17 protein-coding genes and 1 tRNA gene are annotated in these 19,367 nt (G+C 46.9%); 4 read left to right on the top strand and 14 right to left on the bottom strand.

The genetic code is table 11. From position 1 onward, the window contains the following. Positions 1–10: 10 nt before the first annotated feature. Positions 11–1,195, bottom strand: coding sequence for a mannonate dehydratase (gene uxuA, locus LG381_RS01325; RefSeq protein WP_000438582.1), 1,185 nt, complete (start codon positions 1,193–1,195; stop codon positions 11–13). Positions 1,196–1,534: 339 nt separating this feature from the next. On the opposite strand from uxuA, the gene gntP reads away from it, so the two are divergent. Further along, positions 1,535–2,878, top strand: a complete 1,344-nt coding sequence (gene gntP / locus LG381_RS01330) for a gluconate permease GntP (protein WP_225761938.1) — start codon at positions 1,535–1,537, stop codon at positions 2,876–2,878. A 253-nt stretch (positions 2,879–3,131) separates the two neighbouring features. Here gntP and fimH read toward each other — a convergent pair whose 3' ends face one another. From fimH to fimB, 9 genes are all read right to left on the bottom strand, one after another. Continuing rightward, complete coding sequence (gene fimH, locus LG381_RS01335; protein ID WP_225761939.1) at positions 3,132–4,034, bottom strand: type 1 fimbria D-mannose specific adhesin FimH; 903 nt, start codon at positions 4,032–4,034, stop codon at positions 3,132–3,134. 19 nt (positions 4,035–4,053) lie between these two features. Then, positions 4,054–4,557, bottom strand: a complete 504-nt coding sequence (gene fimG, locus LG381_RS01340) for a type 1 fimbria minor subunit FimG (RefSeq protein ID WP_000872017.1) — start codon at positions 4,555–4,557, stop codon at positions 4,054–4,056. Positions 4,558–4,569: 12 nt separating this feature from the next. Further along, a complete protein-coding gene (locus LG381_RS01345) occupies positions 4,570–5,100 on the bottom strand; it encodes a fimbrial protein (RefSeq protein ID WP_225761940.1) in 531 nt (176 codons plus the stop codon). 9 nt (positions 5,101–5,109) lie between these two features. Continuing rightward, positions 5,110–7,746 (bottom strand): fimbrial usher FimD, encoded by a 2,637-nt coding sequence (gene fimD / locus LG381_RS01350; RefSeq protein WP_225761941.1) that lies wholly within the window; start codon positions 7,744–7,746, stop codon positions 5,110–5,112. A gap of 65 nt (positions 7,747–7,811) precedes the next feature. Next, on the bottom strand, positions 7,812–8,537 hold the full coding sequence (gene fimC, locus LG381_RS01355) for a type 1 fimbria chaperone FimC (RefSeq protein ID WP_085460270.1): 726 nt from the start codon (positions 8,535–8,537) through the stop codon (positions 7,812–7,814). 36 nt (positions 8,538–8,573) lie between these two features. Then, a complete protein-coding gene (locus LG381_RS01360) occupies positions 8,574–9,113 on the bottom strand; it encodes a fimbrial protein (RefSeq protein WP_105280712.1) in 540 nt (179 codons plus the stop codon). A 65-nt stretch (positions 9,114–9,178) separates the two neighbouring features. Beyond that, a complete protein-coding gene (gene fimA / locus LG381_RS01365) occupies positions 9,179–9,727 on the bottom strand; it encodes a type 1 fimbrial major subunit FimA (protein ID WP_000695568.1) in 549 nt (182 codons plus the stop codon). Positions 9,728–10,206: 479 nt separating this feature from the next. Next, positions 10,207–10,803 (bottom strand): type 1 fimbria switch DNA invertase FimE, encoded by a 597-nt coding sequence (fimE, locus tag LG381_RS01370; protein WP_000044716.1) that lies wholly within the window; start codon positions 10,801–10,803, stop codon positions 10,207–10,209. A gap of 477 nt (positions 10,804–11,280) precedes the next feature. Next, a complete protein-coding gene (gene fimB, locus LG381_RS01375) occupies positions 11,281–11,883 on the bottom strand; it encodes a type 1 fimbria switch DNA invertase FimB (RefSeq protein ID WP_000790591.1) in 603 nt (200 codons plus the stop codon). Between the two features lie 1,483 nt (positions 11,884–13,366). Between fimB and nanC the strand changes: the two genes are divergently transcribed. From nanC to LG381_RS01390, 3 genes are all read left to right on the top strand, one after another. Beyond that, the gene (gene nanC, locus LG381_RS01380) at positions 13,367–14,083 is read left to right on the top strand and encodes an N-acetylneuraminic acid outer membrane channel NanC (RefSeq protein WP_016159471.1); all 717 of its coding nucleotides are present in this window, start codon (positions 13,367–13,369) and stop codon (positions 14,081–14,083) included. A 19-nt stretch (positions 14,084–14,102) separates the two neighbouring features. Beyond that, positions 14,103–15,209 (top strand): N-acetylneuraminate epimerase, encoded by a 1,107-nt coding sequence (locus LG381_RS01385; RefSeq protein WP_225761942.1) that lies wholly within the window; start codon positions 14,103–14,105, stop codon positions 15,207–15,209. Between the two features lie 73 nt (positions 15,210–15,282). Beyond that, a complete protein-coding gene (locus LG381_RS01390) occupies positions 15,283–16,269 on the top strand; it encodes a sialate O-acetylesterase (protein ID WP_225761943.1) in 987 nt (328 codons plus the stop codon). Between the two features lie 224 nt (positions 16,270–16,493). Here the strand turns inward: LG381_RS01390 and LG381_RS01395 are convergent. From LG381_RS01395 to folP, 4 genes are all read right to left on the bottom strand, one after another. Further along, positions 16,494–16,580, bottom strand: a tRNA-Leu gene (locus LG381_RS01395). Positions 16,581–16,593: 13 nt separating this feature from the next. Then, complete coding sequence (gene secG, locus LG381_RS01400; protein WP_001517162.1) at positions 16,594–16,926, bottom strand: preprotein translocase subunit SecG; 333 nt, start codon at positions 16,924–16,926, stop codon at positions 16,594–16,596. A 227-nt stretch (positions 16,927–17,153) separates the two neighbouring features. Beyond that, a complete protein-coding gene (gene glmM, locus LG381_RS01405) occupies positions 17,154–18,491 on the bottom strand; it encodes a phosphoglucosamine mutase (protein WP_000071137.1) in 1,338 nt (445 codons plus the stop codon). Further along, positions 18,484–19,332, bottom strand: a complete 849-nt coding sequence (gene folP / locus LG381_RS01410; RefSeq protein ID WP_000764735.1) for a dihydropteroate synthase — start codon at positions 19,330–19,332, stop codon at positions 18,484–18,486. The genes glmM and folP overlap by 8 nt, the downstream gene beginning before the upstream one ends. Positions 19,333–19,367 lie beyond the last annotated feature (35 nt).

The following is a 19,367-nucleotide window of genomic DNA, read 5'->3' on the forward strand; positions in this document are numbered from 1 at the left end:
CCGGTGGATATTAACGGCTAAAGAAAGCGCGCTGGATCGCCAGTTCGACACCGCGAACTTCGGCCAGGCCTTTCAGACGACCAATCGCGGAGTAACCTGGGTTGGTTTTCTTCTTCAGGTCGTCCAGCATCTGATGACCGTGGTCCGGACGCATCGGGATCAGGTCTTCTTTGCCTTCCGCTTTACGACGGTGTTCTTCTTCAACAATCGCTTTCACCACTTCGTACATATCAACGTCACCGTTCAGGTGCGCCGCTTCGTGGAAGGTTTTCGGGTTATCTTCACGCATGGTGGAGCGCAGATGGGTAAAGTAAATACGCGGACCGAACTGCTTGATCATATCAACCAGATCGTTGTCAGCACGCACGCCGTAAGAACCGGTGCACATGGTGAAACCGTTCGCCATGCTGTTTACGGTATCAACCATCCACTGCATATCTTCAATGGTGGAAACAATGCGCGGCAGGCCGAGGATCGGGCGCGGCGGATCGTCCGGGTGAACAGCCATACGCACGCCAACTTCTTCGGCAACCGGAATAATGGCTTTCAGGAAGACCGCAAAGTTTTCGCGCAGCTTCGCTTTGTCGATATCTTTGTACAGCTCCAGGTGCTTACGGAACTGGTCGAGGGTGTAGCCTTCTTCCGCGCCCGGCAGACCAGCAATGATGTTACGGGTCAGACGCGCTTTGTCTTCGTCGCTCATAGTGGCGAAGCGTTCAGCAGCCTGAGCAATTTCTTCTTCGGTGTAATCCGCTTCCGCGCCTGGACGCTTCAGGATATGCATTTCGAATGCAGCGAATTCGATCTGGTCGAAGCGCAGAGCTTTGGAGCCGTCTGGCAGCACGTATTCGAGGTCAGTACGGGTCCAGTCGAGCACAGGCATGAAGTTGTAGCACACAGTGCGAATACCGCACTGCGCAAGGTTGCGCAGGGTCTGCTGATAGTTAGCGATCCACTGCTCATAGTTGCCGGTATGGGTTTTGATATCTTCGTGAATTGGCACGCTTTCTACGACAGACCACACCAGGCCAGCATCTTCAACGATAGCCTTGCGTTTGAGGATCTCTTCTACGGACCATACTTCGCCGTTCGGGATATGGTGCAGCGCGGTAACCACGCCAGTTGCGCCCGCCTGACGGACATCAGCTAAAGAAACCGGATCGTTTGGGCCGTACCAGCGCCAGGTCTGTTCCATGATTTTTCCTCTTTCACATAGTGGGTTCCACAGCGAAGAGACGCGGAACCCCGGAGTTGTTTAGGTATCCGGATGAACAACCAGACCACAGCCGTGGCGTCGCACCGGATGAGATGGCGTATAAGTTCTACCTTTTGGTAAGACATGTCAACCCAGATTCTAAAATTGGTTAACCACATCACAAGAAATCTACTCTCCCGCCGATTGTTGCAAATTACAGCAAAGGGTAAACAACGGTTATTGATCAGGGTATGTGATATTCATCGCAAAAATGGTTGACCAATTTACATAACATGTCGCCCAAAATAACAATGGCTCAACCAGGTAAGGTAAAACGTTATGCATGTGCTTAACATTCTTTGGGTCGTCTTCGGTATCGGCCTGATGCTGGTACTGAATTTGAGGTTCAAGATCAACTCGATGGTAGCTTTGTTGGTGGCGGCGCTGTCCGTCGGGATGCTGGCGGGCATGGATTTGATGTCGCTGCTGCACACCATGAAAGCGGGCTTCGGCAACACGCTGGGGGAACTGGCTATCATCGTGGTATTCGGTGCGGTCATCGGTAAATTGATGGTCGACTCCGGCGCTGCTCACCAGATAGCGCATACGCTGCTGGCACGTCTCGGTCTGCGCTATGTACAGCTATCGGTGATTATCATCGGCTTGATTTTCGGTCTGGCGATGTTCTATGAAGTAGCCTTTATCATGTTAGCGCCGCTGGTTATTGTTATTGCCGCCGAAGCTAAAATTCCGTTCCTGAAACTGGCGATCCCGGCAGTAGCAGCTGCCACTACCGCACATTCATTGTTCCCACCGCAGCCGGGTCCGGTGGCGCTGGTGAACGCTTATGGCGCGGATATGGGGATGGTTTATATCTATGGCGTACTGGTGACGATCCCAAGTGTAATCTGCGCAGGTCTGATCCTGCCGAAGTTCCTCGGCAATCTTGAGCGCCCAACGCCGTCATTCCTGAAAGCAGATCAACCGGTAGATATGAATAATCTGCCCTCTTTCGGCGTTTCGATTCTGGTGCCGCTGATCCCGGCGATCATTATGATCTCCACCACCATCGCCAATATCTGGCTGGTAAAAGACACGCCTGCGTGGGAAGTGGTTAACTTTATTGGTTCCTCGCCGATTGCGATGTTTATTGCGATGGTAGTTGCGTTCGTACTCTTTGGCACCGCGCGCGGGCACGATATGCAGTGGGTGATGAACGCCTTTGAAAGCGCAGTAAAAAGCATTGCGATGGTGATTCTGATCATCGGTGCTGGCGGCGTACTGAAGCAGACCATCATCGACACCGGTATTGGTGACACCATCGGCATGTTGATGTCGCATGGCAATATTTCGCCCTACATCATGGCGTGGCTGATCACCGTACTGATTCGTCTGGCGACCGGTCAGGGTGTGGTTTCGGCGATGACTGCCGCCGGGATTATCAGTGCTGCAATCCTTGATCCGGCAACCGGTCAACTGGTTGGCGTGAATCCGGCGCTGCTGGTGCTGGCGACGGCTGCGGGTTCCAACACCCTCACCCACATTAACGATGCATCTTTCTGGTTGTTTAAGGGTTATTTTGACCTGTCGGTAAAAGACACGTTAAAAACCTGGGGTCTGCTGGAACTGGTCAACTCCGTGGTTGGGCTGATTATTGTGTTGATTATCAGCATGGTAGCGTAAAAGAACACCAGAGCCTGCCAATGGCAGGCTCTGACTGATGACAAAGTCTAAAAATGTGCCCAGACAGTCCCCTCGCCCCTCCGGGGAGAGGGTTAGGGTGAGGGGAACAGACCAGCAAAGTGCGCTTTGTTTATGCCAGATGCGACGCTGACGCGTCTTATCTGGCCTACAAAGGGCTAACATGCAGGTTTTGCAGGTAGCCTGGCGCATCACGTAATATTACGTACCAGCATTAGCAAGCCCTGTGATTTCTTTATTGATAAACAAAAGTCACGCCAATAATCGATTGCACATTACCTGCAGTCACCTGCCCTCCAGTACGTGCGTAATTTGCCGTTAATCCCAGACTTACCGCCGAAGTCCCTACTGCCCCTAATGACACAGTGCTATTCGCTGGAATAATCGTTCCGTTGCGCGTCAACTGTACGCCGACTCCCTGTGCTGGCGAAAACGACGCGGTATTGGTGAAAATCGAGTTGCCCGCATCTGCGGTTGTGCCTGAAAGGTAATACCCCAGGTTTTGGCTTTTCGCACAATAAACGGTAAGAGGAATCGGCACCGAACCGGGATAGTCCGGCAGTGTAACGGTGACATCACGAGCGGAAACATCACAGCCGCCAGTGGGCACCACCACATCATTATTGGCGTAAATATTCCAGACGAACTGGAAATCATCGCTGTTATAGTTGTTGGTCTGTCGCAAAATAAGCACGGCAATTAATGAGCCTGCCTTAATCGCAACGCCACCCGCACTGCTGACCGGCGTCAGATAAAGCGCCACCGGCCAGGGCTTATCCGTTCTCGAATTATAAACAATGCGCGGCGTTTCGCTGGTGGTCGGGAAAGGATAGCTACTGCCATTATATTTTACGGTTCCGGAAAAATTAGATAACACACCGCCATAAGCTGAACCTCGTTGCAGTGTGACATAGTCTGTAATGGTTTCCGGGTAATCGTTATGGCAAAAGATCTGCGTCGAAAGATCCACGACCAGGTTTTGCCCCACATTCACGGCGGGCGCAAGATTTACATAAACATTGGCGCTGCCACCGCCAATAGGGATAGCTGTACCATTGGCGGTTTTACAGGCGAATGACCAGGCATTTACCGACCAGCCCATCAGCAGTACAGCAAACAGGGTAATAACTCGTTTCATTACAATCATCTCTTCGGGTTCAGCTGTAGGTATAGGTGATGCTAATCACTGCCTGAATGGTTCCCTGAGTGGCTCCGCCATTTACCGTCAATGCTCTGACCTGTAACGGGAAGTGCGCTGATTGTGAGGAATCATCCACCTGAACTGTTTTGGTTGCGCCAGTATTCAATGTGTTGCCACTGTCATCCTGTAGCTCTAACTGGATGTTTTGCGCGGTTCCCTGGTTTTTATAATATCCGGTGCTGTCGGCTGCCCCGCTGAAGCTGGCGGTGACCCTGGACGTTCCCACCGGACAATTAGTCAACTCAAGCGCAACATCATGCCAGGCCGATGCCGCTCCGGCAGATATAAGACTGAAAGAATAAAGATCGCCGAGATCTACCGTGGCATTGGTGGTGGAAACTGTGCACGGCTTGGCGACGACCTTACCGTTCACCGTGATGGTGACATCGGCTGCCTGTATCGTCGCACTTGCGAGCGCCAACATTGCCGCCAATAAATACCCACGTTTGCGCCATTTCATGAGCATCTCCAGTTACTGATATTCAAGAGTAAAGGTTGCCGTGGCATTGATATGCCCCGCAGTGACAGGCACCTGTGTCGCCATTAGCCGGGCGTAAAAATTCAGCGTATTTGGTTTACCCGGCGTCAGGGTCGTCCACGAAATCGCGGACGATGGGGCATTAAGGGGTATCTGATTTTGTTGCTCATTCAGAAGCTGTATTCCCAGCCCTGCGGCCGCTGACACCGTATTATCAAGTGCAAGCAGGTTGGCATTGTGGCTATCTGAAACACCGGTAAACCCAACCTTTACGGCGGAAACGGCATTACCACAGGGTGACAGCACAATACGAAATGGAACGGCTGGAGTCGTCGCCCCAATGTTGCTAAATTGCTTCGCCGCGTTTTCCATCAGATCAACGGTAAAATTGGTTGATTCAGCTGCCACACTACAGCCGTTATCCCTGACATAGCCGCGAATAGTAATCGTGCTATCTGCGGCTCTGGCGTGACTGACAACCAGCCACAAAAAAACGCAGAGAAGATAAAAAGGTTTGCTTTTCATCACGCCCCCTTAACGACATTCAGCTGATAGCTGAGTTAATAACTGCTGCTGACTCTCTGGTGGCAGTTGATAATTGGCGACACAGTGAGCATTCTCCCCTTCTCCCCATTTCACCTGAACTTTTCCCGCTAAAGGCATTCCGCTGAGATAAACCTGGCCATTATCCGCAACAATGCCGCTACTCTGGCTGCTCTCTGATGTGACCATCGCCCCAAACGGCAGCGGCTTATTATTGTGGGTTAGCGTCATGAGCAGTTTTATTCCAACGCGCGCTTTAAACTCTGCTCGCACAATTGCCCCACGGGTGGGAACAACGTTAGCGACCGCGTTATCTAAATCGACGTTATCAGCCAGGGTATTGGTATCCAGCGCCACTCTATTTTCGCGATATTCAGTGGCATAAGGCAGCACGGCATAACCGCGCCAGTCGGTACGCACCCCCGTCTGGTTTTCGACTTTTGCATCTTTTGCGCCAGGCGCTTTAACAAGCACCACCGTATCGTTTAACGGCTGCCCCAGCGTTATGCCATTGGCATGAGCCAGTACCCCACCGCTGACTCCGTAATAGAACTGCTTAATATCATCGTTATGGCTGTAACCGATGTTGGCATTGCCGTAGCCACCGCGATAATTCAGCGTGGCGTAGCCTGTACTTCCGCTATTACCATCGCCTCCCCCGGCATAGCCGGTTTGCACGCTATAGCTGAGGTTGTTGTCTTCCAGCAACGTACCGTATACACCAGCCAGATTGGTCATCCGACCGTTGAGATCGTGCGACATGCTGTAGCTGGCACTGGCATGTCGCCACTGAGATTTACTGTCAGAACGCAGCCAGTGGCTGAAAGGAATGTTGACGTTAAGAGCTAACATCTGATCCCGTCCTTTTTGCCAGGCGTTTTTCGTCAGGCTATAGCTGAGCGTCCAGTTGATATCTTCGAACGCAGTATTTAATCCAGCCTGGAATTGCTCATCGACATTACTTGTTCCCCAATAAGTTTGATGGCTACCACTCAAATACAGTGTTGATGTGCGCCCGAGTTGCTGAGTAACAGTGAGCTGTAATTTCCCGCGTTTGTTATAAGCGAGGTTGTAATAGTCGGTGAATTTCGGCTTAACCTGAATAACACCATCCTGCGTTTCAATGTTGTAGCCATTCATTCGGCTGTATGTTGTATCAGCGAAATTAAAATATCCGCTGGTCGAATAGCGGTAACCCACTAACTGAATATTCGTGCCTGACTCATTGAGCGATTTGTTATAGAGAAAACGCACCGATTGTCCGTCATGCTGACTTTCATCGGGAAGTGTGGCATTAGCCTGCGTCATATCCACCGACAGAGCGCCCAGTGCCCCCATGTTTTTCCCGATACCGAAATTAAAAGCACGATAACGATCCGCCAGTTGCGTTCCACCATATATTGTCCAGCCAGCCGGAAGGCCGTGGAGTAATGTGCTCTGGAAAAAGCGGGGTTTTTCCTGCTGCGCATTTCCACTACGGTATTCTCCTGCCGTAATGGAATAACGTGTATGCCCTTCACGTTGCAAAAGCGGGACTGACGAATAGGGTACGGTAAAGATCTGCGTGCTACCGTCAGCCTCTTTAATCGTTACCTGCAAGTCACCACTATTACCTGCGGCATAGATATCGTTGATGGTAAAAGGCCCCGGTGGCACCGTACTATTATAAATGTCATACCCATTTTGTTTAATAGTGACCTGTGCAGTACCACGCGCAATACCGTGGATCACCGGGGCAAATCCTCTTTGGCTATCGGGTAACATATTGTCATCTGAGGCCAATTGTGCGCCGCGAAAGTTAATACCATCGAAAATATCGCCCTGGGTATAACCATCGCCCAGCGTCAGTCGGGAACGTAACGGAATGATGTCTCGCTCAAGCCAGGTATTGATATGCTGCCATTTATTTTTGCTACCTGATAAATTTCCGCTACTGTTATAACTCCAGGTGGTATTGTCGCGTAAACGCCATGCACCAATATTTAACCCACTCTGTAGGTTTAAATATGCATAATGGCTGTTACCCCCAACCCGATTCTGCACACTATTTCCACTGAAGTTATAATTGAGCAATCCGGCATTAATACCGGGATCCCATAACTCAGGAGGAATATAACCACGCGCGCGATTACTCATAAATGCCTGAGGGATCGTCAGGTTGAGTCGCTGCTGACCAACATCTAAATGCGCAGTAGCGTCATGGATCATTGTGGTTAATGGCACGCAGGCATCATCCGCCAGCAGATTCATACCGGAGACAGAAGCTGTATTCAGCCCCATACTGGCGAGTTGAGCGCGAGTCAGGCAAGGGACAATCCCTTGTTCACTGTCACCCGTATTAAACGTGACGTCACGCGTCGCCATATAACCATTATTCAAATAGATATCGACGCGATACGTCCCCGGCGGTAATTCTTGCCCATTTTCAAAACGCGATAAATCAGCCACAGCCTGGGGATCATCCGCTAAAAAACGCGGATTAAAATAGAGTTCGGCAGATGACAAAGGTGCCTGTGCGACAAAAGCACAGGCAACAGAGAGTCGGACAAAAAAACCAGCCAGACGAGGCTTACGAATATGTAAGCATTGTGTGTTTCGCTGGTAAAGTCTTAAATTCAGATATGACATTATTCCTCCGGTTAAAATTACCCGGCTGTCAATTCTTTTTATTCAGGCGAAAAATTCCCCCTGCGTTACTCCATTACGCCCGTCATTTTTGGGGTAAGTGCGCCATAATCATTTATTGTTCGGTAAGTAATATTGCTTCCTGCATCAGGAGGCAATTTAACCGTGCTTTCGCCCATTGGAGGCACCAATGCATTTTCAAGAATCCGTGTTCCGGCATTTAACTCTGTTACCGTCAGGTAATAGGGTGTCGGGTTAATCAACGTCAGAGAATTTGCGCCGCGACGGAATCTTAATTTTTCTGCGGCCTGATCGGGTGGCAACGCTAATTTAGCCGGGCGATAGTACAGTTTAATGCGGCTGATAATTGCGAGCTGTAGCGTATTCTCGGTCAATTTTGATTTATCCATTGACGGAATCGCTTTGACATTCATCCAGAACAAACTTTCCCGATCCTGCGGCAATTGGTTATTTGTGGCATCAAGAATACGCAAGGTATTCTCTTTTTTTCCCTTCATCGCAAACAGAGGTGGCGTCACGATAAAACGACCATCCTTTACACCATCGGCATTTTCTACCCATGATTGAATTAAATAGGTGCTATTCTCATCATTATTTGTCACGGCAAGTTGCACTTGTTTTTGCCCTGCAGGATAAATTACGCGTGTCGCACCTAAGGCCACTCCCGCTTCAGCACGTCCGGCAACCATCATTGCCATGATCATCAGGATACCTGCCAGTAAGCAGAATGTTATTTCCTGCGATTTCCTTACATTGACGTTTTTATTACTCACTGTCCTGTTCCTGTTATCACATTGTCTGCTGAACAATTACTGATAGGTTAAAGAGAACCAGGCCTGGGCATTGGCGATGCCGCCAGTAACCCGACGCCCGGTAGCACGATATTTGGCGATGAAATTTAACGAAGTAGAGCCAGAGTAAAGCCGCTTCCAGTTCACAGGAGGACGATTAATCGGTACGAGGTTTCCTTCATCATCAAACAACGCTACACCAATATTGGTTGCTATCCCTGGCCCCTCTCCCACAGAAAGCACATCCGGATTTTTACCATCCGCGACACCGTGAAAAGCCACGCCCACACGTTCACTCACCACCGTGCTACATTCCCGTAAATGAATAACAAAAGGCACCGGTGCGCTATCTTCCCCTACCGCATGAAACCGGTTACTGCTGATTTGCCCCATATTGACCGTCATTTGTTTATCACCGGCCTCAATCCGGCAAGTTTCCGCAATAATGACGCCCTGAAATTGCATATTTCCGCCGGGCAACGTGGTGTTCCATTTATTTCCGGCCAGAGCAAACATCGGCAGCAACAACGCTACTAGAAATAATCTCGTCCTTTTCATCATTATTCTTATCGCACAAGGAGTGGGCATCCTTGCCCATAATGACGTCCCTAAACCTGAGTAGGTTATTGATACTGAACCTTGAAGGTCGCATCCGCATTAGCAGCACCAGGGGTTGCAGCACCGGTTGCAAAATAACGTGCCTGGAATGGAATGATGTTGGTTCCGTTGTTCAGGGTTGTTTGTGCGCTAAATGTCGCACCGTCCAGCGCCAGCGCAGTACCCGTTCTGTCCAGGATCTGCACACCAACATTTGTTGCGCTGCCCGCAGCTGAACTCTGCAGAGCCAGTACGTTGGTATGATTTCCATCAATTGCTGTGCCAAGGAAGGCAATGGCTGCTTTGTCTGCAACAGTGGTATCGCAATCATTCAGCTGAATGTTAAAACCGACAGCAGAACTGGTTGCACCTTCTTGTGCCAACGAAGCGGTACGCACTTGACCTAACTGAACAGTTTGATCAACAGAGCCTGCATCAACCGCACAAGCGGCGTTAACAACTTCCCCTTTAAAGTGAACTGTCCCACCATTTACCGTCGTAGCAGCGGCCAAAGCCGCTGTGGAACTGAGGGACAGAGCCGACAGAACAACGATTGCCAGAGTTTTAATTTTCATGCTGCTTTCCTTTTTAAATCTACGTATAAATCAATATGGGCAGTCGTTCTGTACACTTTGTTTTGGAAACGAGTTTGACTGCCAACACTGCACAGTTTCCCCCCAAAAAATGAAACATTTGGGGCCATTTTGACTCATAGAGGAAAGCATCGCGCACGAACTTTTTCAGTTTATTTGTTGGCTTTATGTTCTGTGATTATATTTATTCATAGATTTTTATATTGAATGAGGTGGTTTTTGGAGAGAAGAATGAGGAAGTTGCTTCGAGAAAGAGAGACGTTATCTTTACGTAAAGCGGAGGTGATGTGAAATTAATTTACAATAGAAATAGTCTACATATCAAACAGTTAGTTGATTTTTGTCGTTTTTTGATGTTTTTATGCTTGAGAAAAAATACGAAACTTTTTTATGATATGGACAGTTTGGCCCCAATTGTCTTGTATTTTTTTATTTTTTCATTTTCTTATCAATAAGTTATATCAAACCTCTTCTCTTTTTAATTTTTCGTTTATGAGATTATTTCTTTCCCATAATCCGGCAAAACGTGCTGCATTACTGGCGGTATAACGCACAGTATGGCGAATATTTCGATGCCCCAGATAATCCTGAATTAAACGGGTATCAGCACCGCGCTCCGCCAGTTCATAACCGCAAGCATGTCTTAACATATGAGGGTGAGTCTGCGTCACGGTTCCAGCTTCAATACCGGCATCACGAATGATGCGATAGGCCTGCTGACGAGAAAGTCGACTTCCACGACGGGAAATAAATATGGCGTCGGTCTGCTCAGCGCCTTTCCAGTTAGCACGTTCCTGGGTCCAGCGTTCTACAGCTTCACGCTCATCAAAACGTAATGGGTGAACTGTAGAAAATCCGTTCTTCAGCCGTCGAATATTTATTCGACCTTCATTAAGGTCAAGATCTTGATAATGCAAATCAAGCAGCTCACTAATACGCATCCCATGCCGATATGCCAACAGAATAAGACAATAATCTCTGGCGCCCGTTGCCCCATAGCAAACCGCTTGCATCATTGCCTGAACTTCTTTACCGGTAAGATAACGACGTTTACTCACAATAGTAGTACTCCTGACTGAGATATATTTGAATGAATACCTATAGGAAACCTCAAACGGTCAAAATTAGCCCAATAGATAAAAAGATAATCACACATAAAGTTATGTGGTTATCAGTCAATTACATTAAACATCATACAAAAATAAAATATCACTGATGTGACAACATCTATTTTCATTGATTTAATTCAATATAACAATAGATAGCACCTGATTAACTCCCAGTTGCTTAAAAAATAAAGAAAAAAGTGCAGAAAGAGAAGGATCTAAGTGATATGTAAATTTATGAATGCTTTTGTTTGTTTATTTCGAATAAAATAAACCATTGTATTTTGTATGTGTATGGTTAAGCTAATGTTTATTATGATAATTAAGAATTACACCAACAATAACATCAATTAATAAATGGTTAATTATTATTGATATATCGTAAGAATAATGTAGGTTTTAACACCATCCCTGGTATCTCATCCATCTTTATAAAACAGCGTGACGCTGTCGACCTCTGGGTCTGTCCCAGATGCCGTAAAAACGCCCTGCATTGCTGGCGGTATACCAGACGGTATGACGAATATTACGATGCCCAAGATAATCCTGGATAAGTCGTGTATCTATTCCCATATTCGCCAAAGCAAAACCACACGAATGGCGTAACATGTGCGGATGAATCTCCAGTGATAGCCCGGCATTACCACCTGAAGTCGAGATAATATGGTAAAACTGTTGACGAGAAAGCGGATTCCCTTTGCGTGATAAAAATACCCACTCACTCTCAGCATGTGGATAAGAAGTACGCGTACTCAACCAGTTTTTTAAAGCCTGAACTTCTTTGTTCAATAGCGGGTGCGTCGTTGAAAAGCCTTTTTTTAATCGATGGATATATATGCACTTTGCCTTCAGATCAATATCCGAAATTCTCAATCGGCAAATTTCACTCGCCCGAAAGCCATGAATAAAACAAAGCAAAGTCAGACAATAATTGCGTGCAGCATGAGGCCCGGTATTTGCTGCTTTAAGGAGTGACTCGATTTCACTGTGGGTCAGGAAGTTCCTTTTTTTGTTATCAGCCTTATTCTTCATCGTTTTCCCTTATTATTACAGACGCGCACTAGCTGTGCTGGGTTAGCAATAATCCAACATTGTAATCCTGATTATGTTTATAAAAGCGAATGTTTGCTTAATGACTAACGCAAGTGGACCAGCTCTTTTGAATGAACTTAAATAGAATGGCGATAGCTACTTATAATAACTTTGCCATACAACGCTATGCTCTTGCATGCTATGTTCTTTTATATATTTTCAATCTGAGACGAATCTAATAATAACCCTCATCATCAATGTAACTAATCTTATCTATATATCACGTGATATGTTCTGTAACAAGTAAAATCAACATAAAAAAAATTCAGCAAAATTTAATTTTTTGTTCAACGCGCCATCTCACATATAACATTATTAGTCAACTCCATTTTCCTCAAAATTGCTATTTCATGAGATTCCTTAATTTTTAAGTGGCTATTATCATGCTAATGCTTAGTTCCCTAGCCATTATTACCATTTGGTTTGTAAATTCATGCAGTGAGATTGTTATATTCCTTTCCAGACCGTGTATTGTCCAAAGATATGGGGGGAAGTCTGCATGCACCTTTTTTCATCTACATTCGTGTTAAATATGGTGTGGTTACTTCAACTTAATCTTTTCTTACTCACTACTATTTACTGGCGATACGGCAAATAACCGATCCCCCCCCATCCTGAAGTGTGCTGAACATCAACGAGCCAGCCCTGGACAGGATCAGAAACTCCTCTACTACATACCAGGTTGCCCTTAGTCTCAGAACGTTAAAACATATTTTATGATGAGAATTATTGTCAATCTGATAGCAGATAAACACTCATTTTCACCATACCTGAGGAGTTAGCTTGTAAACCCGGCACTGCCGAAAATCATTAAAAATACATTGTAAACAATTAGTTAATAACAAAACTTCAGTTTCATGAAGGCAGTCGACAATGACCATCTGGCCTTACATAACATCTTTACCTTCGAAAAATATCGACATATTTTGTGACGCGAATTGCAAATCTGGTTTTGTTGTATGGATTGCGTGATTTTTGATCTGGTATAACAGGTATAAAGGTACACACAAGAGATAAATAAGACGACTCATATCGCAATCTAATACAAACATCCCTGGCGTCCTCTCTTATCGGGTGATGAAAGAGCACTTCAGTCTGACAGGAGTATGAAAATGAGATCAACAAACAATCCATTTTATGACACTGGCTAAAAATGGATTTAGTAAGTGAAATAGCTTACGAACACTAAAATCAAATAAACATCAGAATAGATTTAATACTCAGGTATTTAATCCAGATCTCTGTTTATCTTAAATTATGTGGAAAGCAATTTCTCACAGGAGGCATTATACAAAAAAAATAAAATATAATTATCCGTGGCCAATGACGCTATAAGCCTGGCAAAAAAGAGCACATAACATAAATGCTATTTGTTTATTCGGACTTCGTATTACTTTCTGTATTCTACAAATGAGTGAAATTTATGAAAAAGGCTAAAATACTTTCTGGCGTATTATTACTCTGCTTTTCGTCACCATTAATTTCTCAGGCTGCAACACTGGATGTGCGTGGTGGATATCGTAGTGGAAGCCATGCCTATGAAACTCGACTCAAAGTCAGTGAGGGGTGGAAAAATGGATGGTGGGCAAGTATGGAAAGTAATACCTGGAATACCATTCATGATAATAAAAAGGAAAATGCCGCATTAAATGATGTTCAGGTTGAAGTTAATTACGCGATTAAACTTGATGATCAATGGACCGTGCGCCCAGGAATGTTAACCCATTTTAGCAGCAATGGCACACGCTATGGACCTTACGTAAAACTGTCATGGGATGCGACAAAAGATCTCAATTTTGGCATTCGCTATCGTTACGACTGGAAAGCTTACCGACAACAAGACTTATCTGGTGATATGTCTCGTGATAACGTTCATCGTTGGGATGGATATGTCACTTACAATATTAATAGTGATTTCACCTTCGCATGGCAAACGACGCTGTACAGCAAACAAAACGATTATCGCTATGCAAACCATAAGAAATGGGCGACGGAAAATGCATTTGTTCTACAATACCATATGACGCCCGATATTACGCCATACATAGAATATGACTACCTTGACCGTCAGGGTGTTTACAACGGTAGAGATAATTTATCGGAAAACAGTTATCGCATTGGTGTGTCATTTAAACTGTAGTAGACAGGAGACAGTCACAATGAATAAAACAATAACGGCACTTGCTATCATGATGGCTTCATGTGCCGCAAACGCGTCGGTATTACCAGAAACTCCTGTGCCATTTAAAAGTGGTACTGGTGTAATTGATAACGACACTGTCTACATTGGTTTAGGTAGCGCAGGTACGGCATGGTACAAGCTGGATACGCAAGCCAAAGATAAAAAATGGATAGCTCTGGCGGAATTCCCCGCTGGCCCGAGAGATCAAGCAACCTCTGCCTTTATTGATGGTAATTTGTATGTATTTGGCGGTGTTGGTAAAAACAGTGAGGGGTTAACTCAGGTATTCAACGACGTACACAAATATAATCCCAAAACCAATACCTGGGTTAAATTAATGTCGCACGCACCGATGGGCATGGCAGGTCATGTGACCTTTGTACACAACGGCAAAGCCTATATTACTGGCGGCGTTAACCAAAATATCTTTAATGGCTATTTTGAAGATCTCAAGGAGGCAGGAAAAGATTCAGCGGCTATAGATAAAATCAACACCCACTATTTTGACAAAAAAGCAGAAGATTATTTCTTCAATAAGTTCCTGTTGTCTTTTGATCCCTCTACACAGCAATGGAGTTACACTGGCGAATCCCCCTGGTATGGTACGGCTGGTGCAGCGGTAGTAAATAAAGGTGATAAAACCTGGCTTATTAATGGCGAAGCAAAACCAGGACTGCGAACTGATGCTGTATTTGAGCTTGATTTCACCGGCAATGGCATAAAATGGAATAAACTTTCTCCCGTCTCCTCCCCAGATGGCGTAGCTGGCGGTTTTGCAGGTATTAGCAATGACTCTCTTATATTTGCCGGGGGAGCCGGATTCAAAGGTTCACGAGAAAATTACCAGAACGGTAAAAACTATGCGCATGCAGGTCTGAAAAAATCGTATAGCGCCGATATTCATCTTTGGCATAACGGGAAATGGGAGAAATCTGGCGAACTGTCGCAAGGTCGGGCCTACGGAGTATCATTGCCCTGGAATAATAATTTATTGATTATTGGCGGTGAAACTACGGGCGGCAAAGCTGTGGCGGATTCAGTGTTGCTCTCTGTGAAAGATAATAAAGTTACTGTGCAAAACTAACTTTTCAGGGCTCCAGCAAAGGAGCCCTGCGCTCAATGGCTCATCACCCGTTGTCATTCAATTACGCATATATATGAACACGATAATATCGCCCGATTATTACTATGTTCTTACCGTTGCCGGACAATCTAATGCCATGGCATATGGCGAAGGACTCCCGTTACCAGACAGTGAAGATGCGCCTCACCCCAGAATAAAACAACTGGCAAGATTTACACAGACGCATCCCGGTGGCCCGTCATGTCAATTTAATGACATTATTCCACTAACTCACTGCCCACACGATGTTCAGGATATGCGGGATTATCACCATCCTCTGGCAACGAATCATCAAACACAATACGGTACAGTTGGACAGGCACTGCATATTGCGCGGAAATTATTGCCCTTCATTCCTGATAATGCTGGCGTTCTCATCGTTCCTTGTTGCCGTGGCGGATCGGCTTTTACCGCAGGCTGCGAAGGAACATATTCAGAACAGCACGGAGCCAGCCATGATGCATGTCGTTGGGGAACGGATACTCCGCTGTATCAGGATTTAGTCAACAGAACGCGAGCTGCACTGGCGAAGAATCCGCAGAATAAATTCCTCGGCGTATGCTGGATGCAGGGCGAATTTGACTTAATGACGAGTGACTACGCGTTACACCCTCAATATTTTAATAATATGGTTGAGGCCTTTCGTAAGGATTTAAAGCAGTACAGTTCTCAGCTTCTGAATACTAACACTTCCGCTGCTCCGTGGTTCTGCGGCGATACCACCTGGTACTGGAAAGAAAATTATCCTCATGCGTACGAAACTCTTTATGGCAATTACAAAAAGAATGCCTTAACCAATATTATTTTTGTCGGCTTCCAGCAACAAGACGAACGAGGGCTAACGAACGAGCCTGATGAAGATCCGGACGATTTAATCACGGGATATTACGGTTCAGCGTACCGAACGCCAGAAAACTGGACAACGGCGCTACGAAGCAGTCATTTTAGCTCGGCAGCCCGTCGGGGGATTATTTCCGACAAATTTGCTGACGTTATTTTGCGGTTTTGGCAGGAAGAGTGAGCACTCACAAATTTGATTTATGCGCATCCATCAATGCTCTGGACTCTGTTGGTAATCTTCAGCCTCTTCAAACGGTATCTACAACGATTATGTAATCACAACCTATGCAACATAGGGCGATTGCGCTTGTAGAAAATAATAATGCAGAAAACTTTGTTTAACGCTATTCAGACGGGCAACAGATACAAAAAAAGACGCTTTTCAGCGTCTTTCTTTTGGAATATTGGTACTGAGGATGGGACTCGAACCCACAAGCCCGTTAGGGCACTACCACCTCAAGGTAGCGTGTCTACCAATTCCACCACCTCAGCACAGATACTATTCTTAGTTCGGGATATCGCTGGTCGGCTTAGCCGGAGCAGCTGGCTGAGTTTGTTCGGTTTTCGCCGGAGCACTCAGATTTTCCCATTCGCTACCTTTATTGGTTTTGTTGCTGTTGATGTTACCCAGCACCAGACTGATGATGAAGAACAACGTTGCCAGCACAGCCGTCATACGGGTCATGAAGTTGCCAGAACCACTTGAACCAAACAGCGTAGCGGAAGCGCCTGCTCCGAAGGAGGCTCCCATATCAGCGCCTTTACCTTGCTGCAGCATGATCAGACCAACAAGGCCAATTGCTACAATAAGGAAAACTACTAAAAGAGCTTCGTACATAATCAACCTGTTCCTTGCGGAGTTGCCGCGTACCAATGCTTCAACCAATAAAGCGGGAGAATTTAATCTTTCCCACTGAAGCGGGTGTGAATACTAACCAAAGCGAATGACCTTCGCAAGGGCAATTTTATTGCATTGTATCAACTGCGGAAAAAAACAGCAAAATAGATGTGCATAAGAAAAACAAAGGCGACAATCGCCGCCTTTTTAGCCAGTTAGTTATCGCATTAAACCGCTTTTACCGCATCAGCGATACGGTGAGCAAACTCGGTGACCTGCGCTTCGTCTTCACCTTCAACCATCACGCGAATTAACGGCTCAGTGCCGGATTTACGCAACAGCACACGCCCACGGCTACCCAGCGCCGCTTCAACTTCGGCGGTCACGGCTTTAACAGACTCATGCTCCAGCGGATCGCCGCTGCCTGCGGTATAACGCACGTTAACCAGAATCTGCGGGAACATTTTCATGCCACTGCAAAGGTCGTGCAGGCTCATATGGTTACGCGCCATCGCCGCCAGCACCTGCAAACCAGCAACGATGCCGTCACCGGTAGTGGTTTTATCCAGCAGGATCACATGACCGGAGTTCTCTGCACCGATACGCCAGCCTTTTTCCTGCATTTTTTCCAGTACGTAGCGGTCGCCCACTTTCGCACGTGCAAATGGAATGCCTAACTGTTTCAGCGCCAGTTCCAGCCCCATGTTGCTCATTAATGTACCCACCGCGCCACCACGCAGCTGCCCCTGACGAAGACCTTCACGCGCGATGATATACATGATCTGATCGCCATCGACTTTATTGCCTTCATGGTCAACCATAATCACGCGGTCGCCGTCGCCGTCAAAGGCAATGCCGAGATCTGCTTTTTCAGCCAATACGCGTGCCTGTAGCGCACGAACATCAGTTGCCCCCACTTCGGCATTGATGTTTACGCCGTTCGGCTCACAACCGATGGCGATAACGTTCGCTCCCAACTCGCGCAGCACGTTTGGCGCGATGTGATAAGTCGCGCCATTTGCGCAATCCACCACAATCTTCAGTTCACTGAGGCTAAGTTCGTTCGGGAACGTGGCTTTGCAAAATTCGATATAGCGACCCGCAGCATCAACGATACGGCTGGCTTTACCCAGTTCTGCCGAATCAACGCAGCTAATCTCTTTTTCCATTTCAGCTTCGATGGCCTCTTCTACCGCATCCGGCAGTTTGGTGCCGTCGATAGAGAAGAATTTAATGCCATTATCGTAGAACGGGTTATGCGATGCGGAAATCACAATCCCGGCCTCTGCGCGGAAGGTACGCGTCAGATAAGCCACTGCCGGTGTTGGCATCGGGCCGGTAAAAAGTGCGGAAAGTCCCGCTGCCGCCAAACCCGCTTCCAGCGCCGACTCCAGCATATAGCCAGAAATACGCGTGTCTTTACCAATAATGATCTTACGGGAACCATGACGCGCCAGCACTTTACCTGCTGCCCAGCCCAGCTTCAGCACAAAATCAGGGGTGATCGGCGCATCCCCAACACGACCACGGATCCCATCGGTCCCGAAATATTTACGATTACTCATAGCGTTTGTTTTCCTTTGCAGACAGAGTGGCTTCCACCACTCGCATCGCTTCTACGGTTTCTTTGACGTCATGAACACGAATGATGTGTGCGCCCTGCATCGCAGCAATAACTGCACAGGCCAGACTACCGCTCAGGCGTTCGGACGGCCCCACGTTCAGCAGTTGTCCAATCATCGATTTTCGTGACATACCCACCAACAGCGGCAGGTTGAAATGGTGAAATTCAGCCAGACGCGCCAATAATGAATAGTTATGGTGGAGATTTTTACCGAAACCGAATCCCGGGTCGAGCAACAATTTCTCTTTTGCGATACCCGCCCGTTCACAGCGTGCTATTTGCTCAATAAAGTAGCGATTCACTTCAGCATAAACATCGTCATACTTCGGCGCTTCCTGCATGGTCTTTGGATTTCCCTGCATATGCATCAGGCATACGGGTAAACCAGTTTCCGCAGCCGCTTCCAGAGCGCCAGGTTCGGAAAGGGAGCGGATATCGTTAATGATGTGAGCGCCCACTTTCGCCGACTCACGGATAACTTCCGGTTTGGAGGTATCCACAGAGATCCAGACTTCGAATCGTTGCGCAATTGCCTCAACCACCGGAATAACACGTTGCAACTCTTCTTCAACACTCACTTCCGCTGCACCTGGACGCGTAGACTCTCCACCAACGTCGATAATCGTCGCGCCAGCGTTGATCATCAGATTCGCATGTTTCACTGCATCAATCAGAGAGTTATGCGTACCACCATCAGAAAAAGAATCTGGCGTGACGTTGAGTATCCCCATCACGTGAGGATGGCTAAGATCCAGTGAAGTGCCCTGGGCAAAGAGTTTCATGGTGTTATCCCTGGTATAAATTGATAAGAAAAAAC

The sequence above is a fragment of the Escherichia sp. Marseille-Q3837 genome, assembly GCF_916618735.1.
GTDB lineage: Bacteria > Pseudomonadota > Gammaproteobacteria > Enterobacterales > Enterobacteriaceae > Escherichia > Escherichia ruysiae.

Coding starts and splice junctions, on each gene's coding strand:
- LG381_RS01360 (WP_105280712.1), bottom strand. CDS start 9,113: ATGAAAAGGACGAGATTATTTCTAGTAGCGTTGTTGCTGCCGATGTTT.
- secG (WP_001517162.1), bottom strand. CDS start 16,926: ATGTACGAAGCTCTTTTAGTAGTTTTCCTTATTGTAGCAATTGGCCTT.
- gntP (WP_225761938.1), top strand. CDS start 1,535: ATGCATGTGCTTAACATTCTTTGGGTCGTCTTCGGTATCGGCCTGATG.
- fimB (WP_000790591.1), bottom strand. CDS start 11,883: ATGAAGAATAAGGCTGATAACAAAAAAAGGAACTTCCTGACCCACAGT.
- nanC (WP_016159471.1), top strand. CDS start 13,367: ATGAAAAAGGCTAAAATACTTTCTGGCGTATTATTACTCTGCTTTTCG.
- fimG (WP_000872017.1), bottom strand. CDS start 4,557: ATGAAATGGCGCAAACGTGGGTATTTATTGGCGGCAATGTTGGCGCTC.
- LG381_RS01385 (WP_225761942.1), top strand. CDS start 14,103: ATGAATAAAACAATAACGGCACTTGCTATCATGATGGCTTCATGTGCC.
- glmM (WP_000071137.1), bottom strand. CDS start 18,491: ATGAGTAATCGTAAATATTTCGGGACCGATGGGATCCGTGGTCGTGTT.
- fimA (WP_000695568.1), bottom strand. CDS start 9,727: ATGAAAATTAAAACTCTGGCAATCGTTGTTCTGTCGGCTCTGTCCCTC.
- LG381_RS01345 (WP_225761940.1), bottom strand. CDS start 5,100: ATGAAAAGCAAACCTTTTTATCTTCTCTGCGTTTTTTTGTGGCTGGTT.
- LG381_RS01390 (WP_225761943.1), top strand. CDS start 15,283: ATGAACACGATAATATCGCCCGATTATTACTATGTTCTTACCGTTGCC.
- fimH (WP_225761939.1), bottom strand. CDS start 4,034: ATGAAACGAGTTATTACCCTGTTTGCTGTACTGCTGATGGGCTGGTCG.
- uxuA (WP_000438582.1), bottom strand. CDS start 1,195: ATGGAACAGACCTGGCGCTGGTACGGCCCAAACGATCCGGTTTCTTTA.
- fimD (WP_225761941.1), bottom strand. CDS start 7,746: ATGTCATATCTGAATTTAAGACTTTACCAGCGAAACACACAATGCTTA.
- folP (WP_000764735.1), bottom strand. CDS start 19,332: ATGAAACTCTTTGCCCAGGGCACTTCACTGGATCTTAGCCATCCTCAC.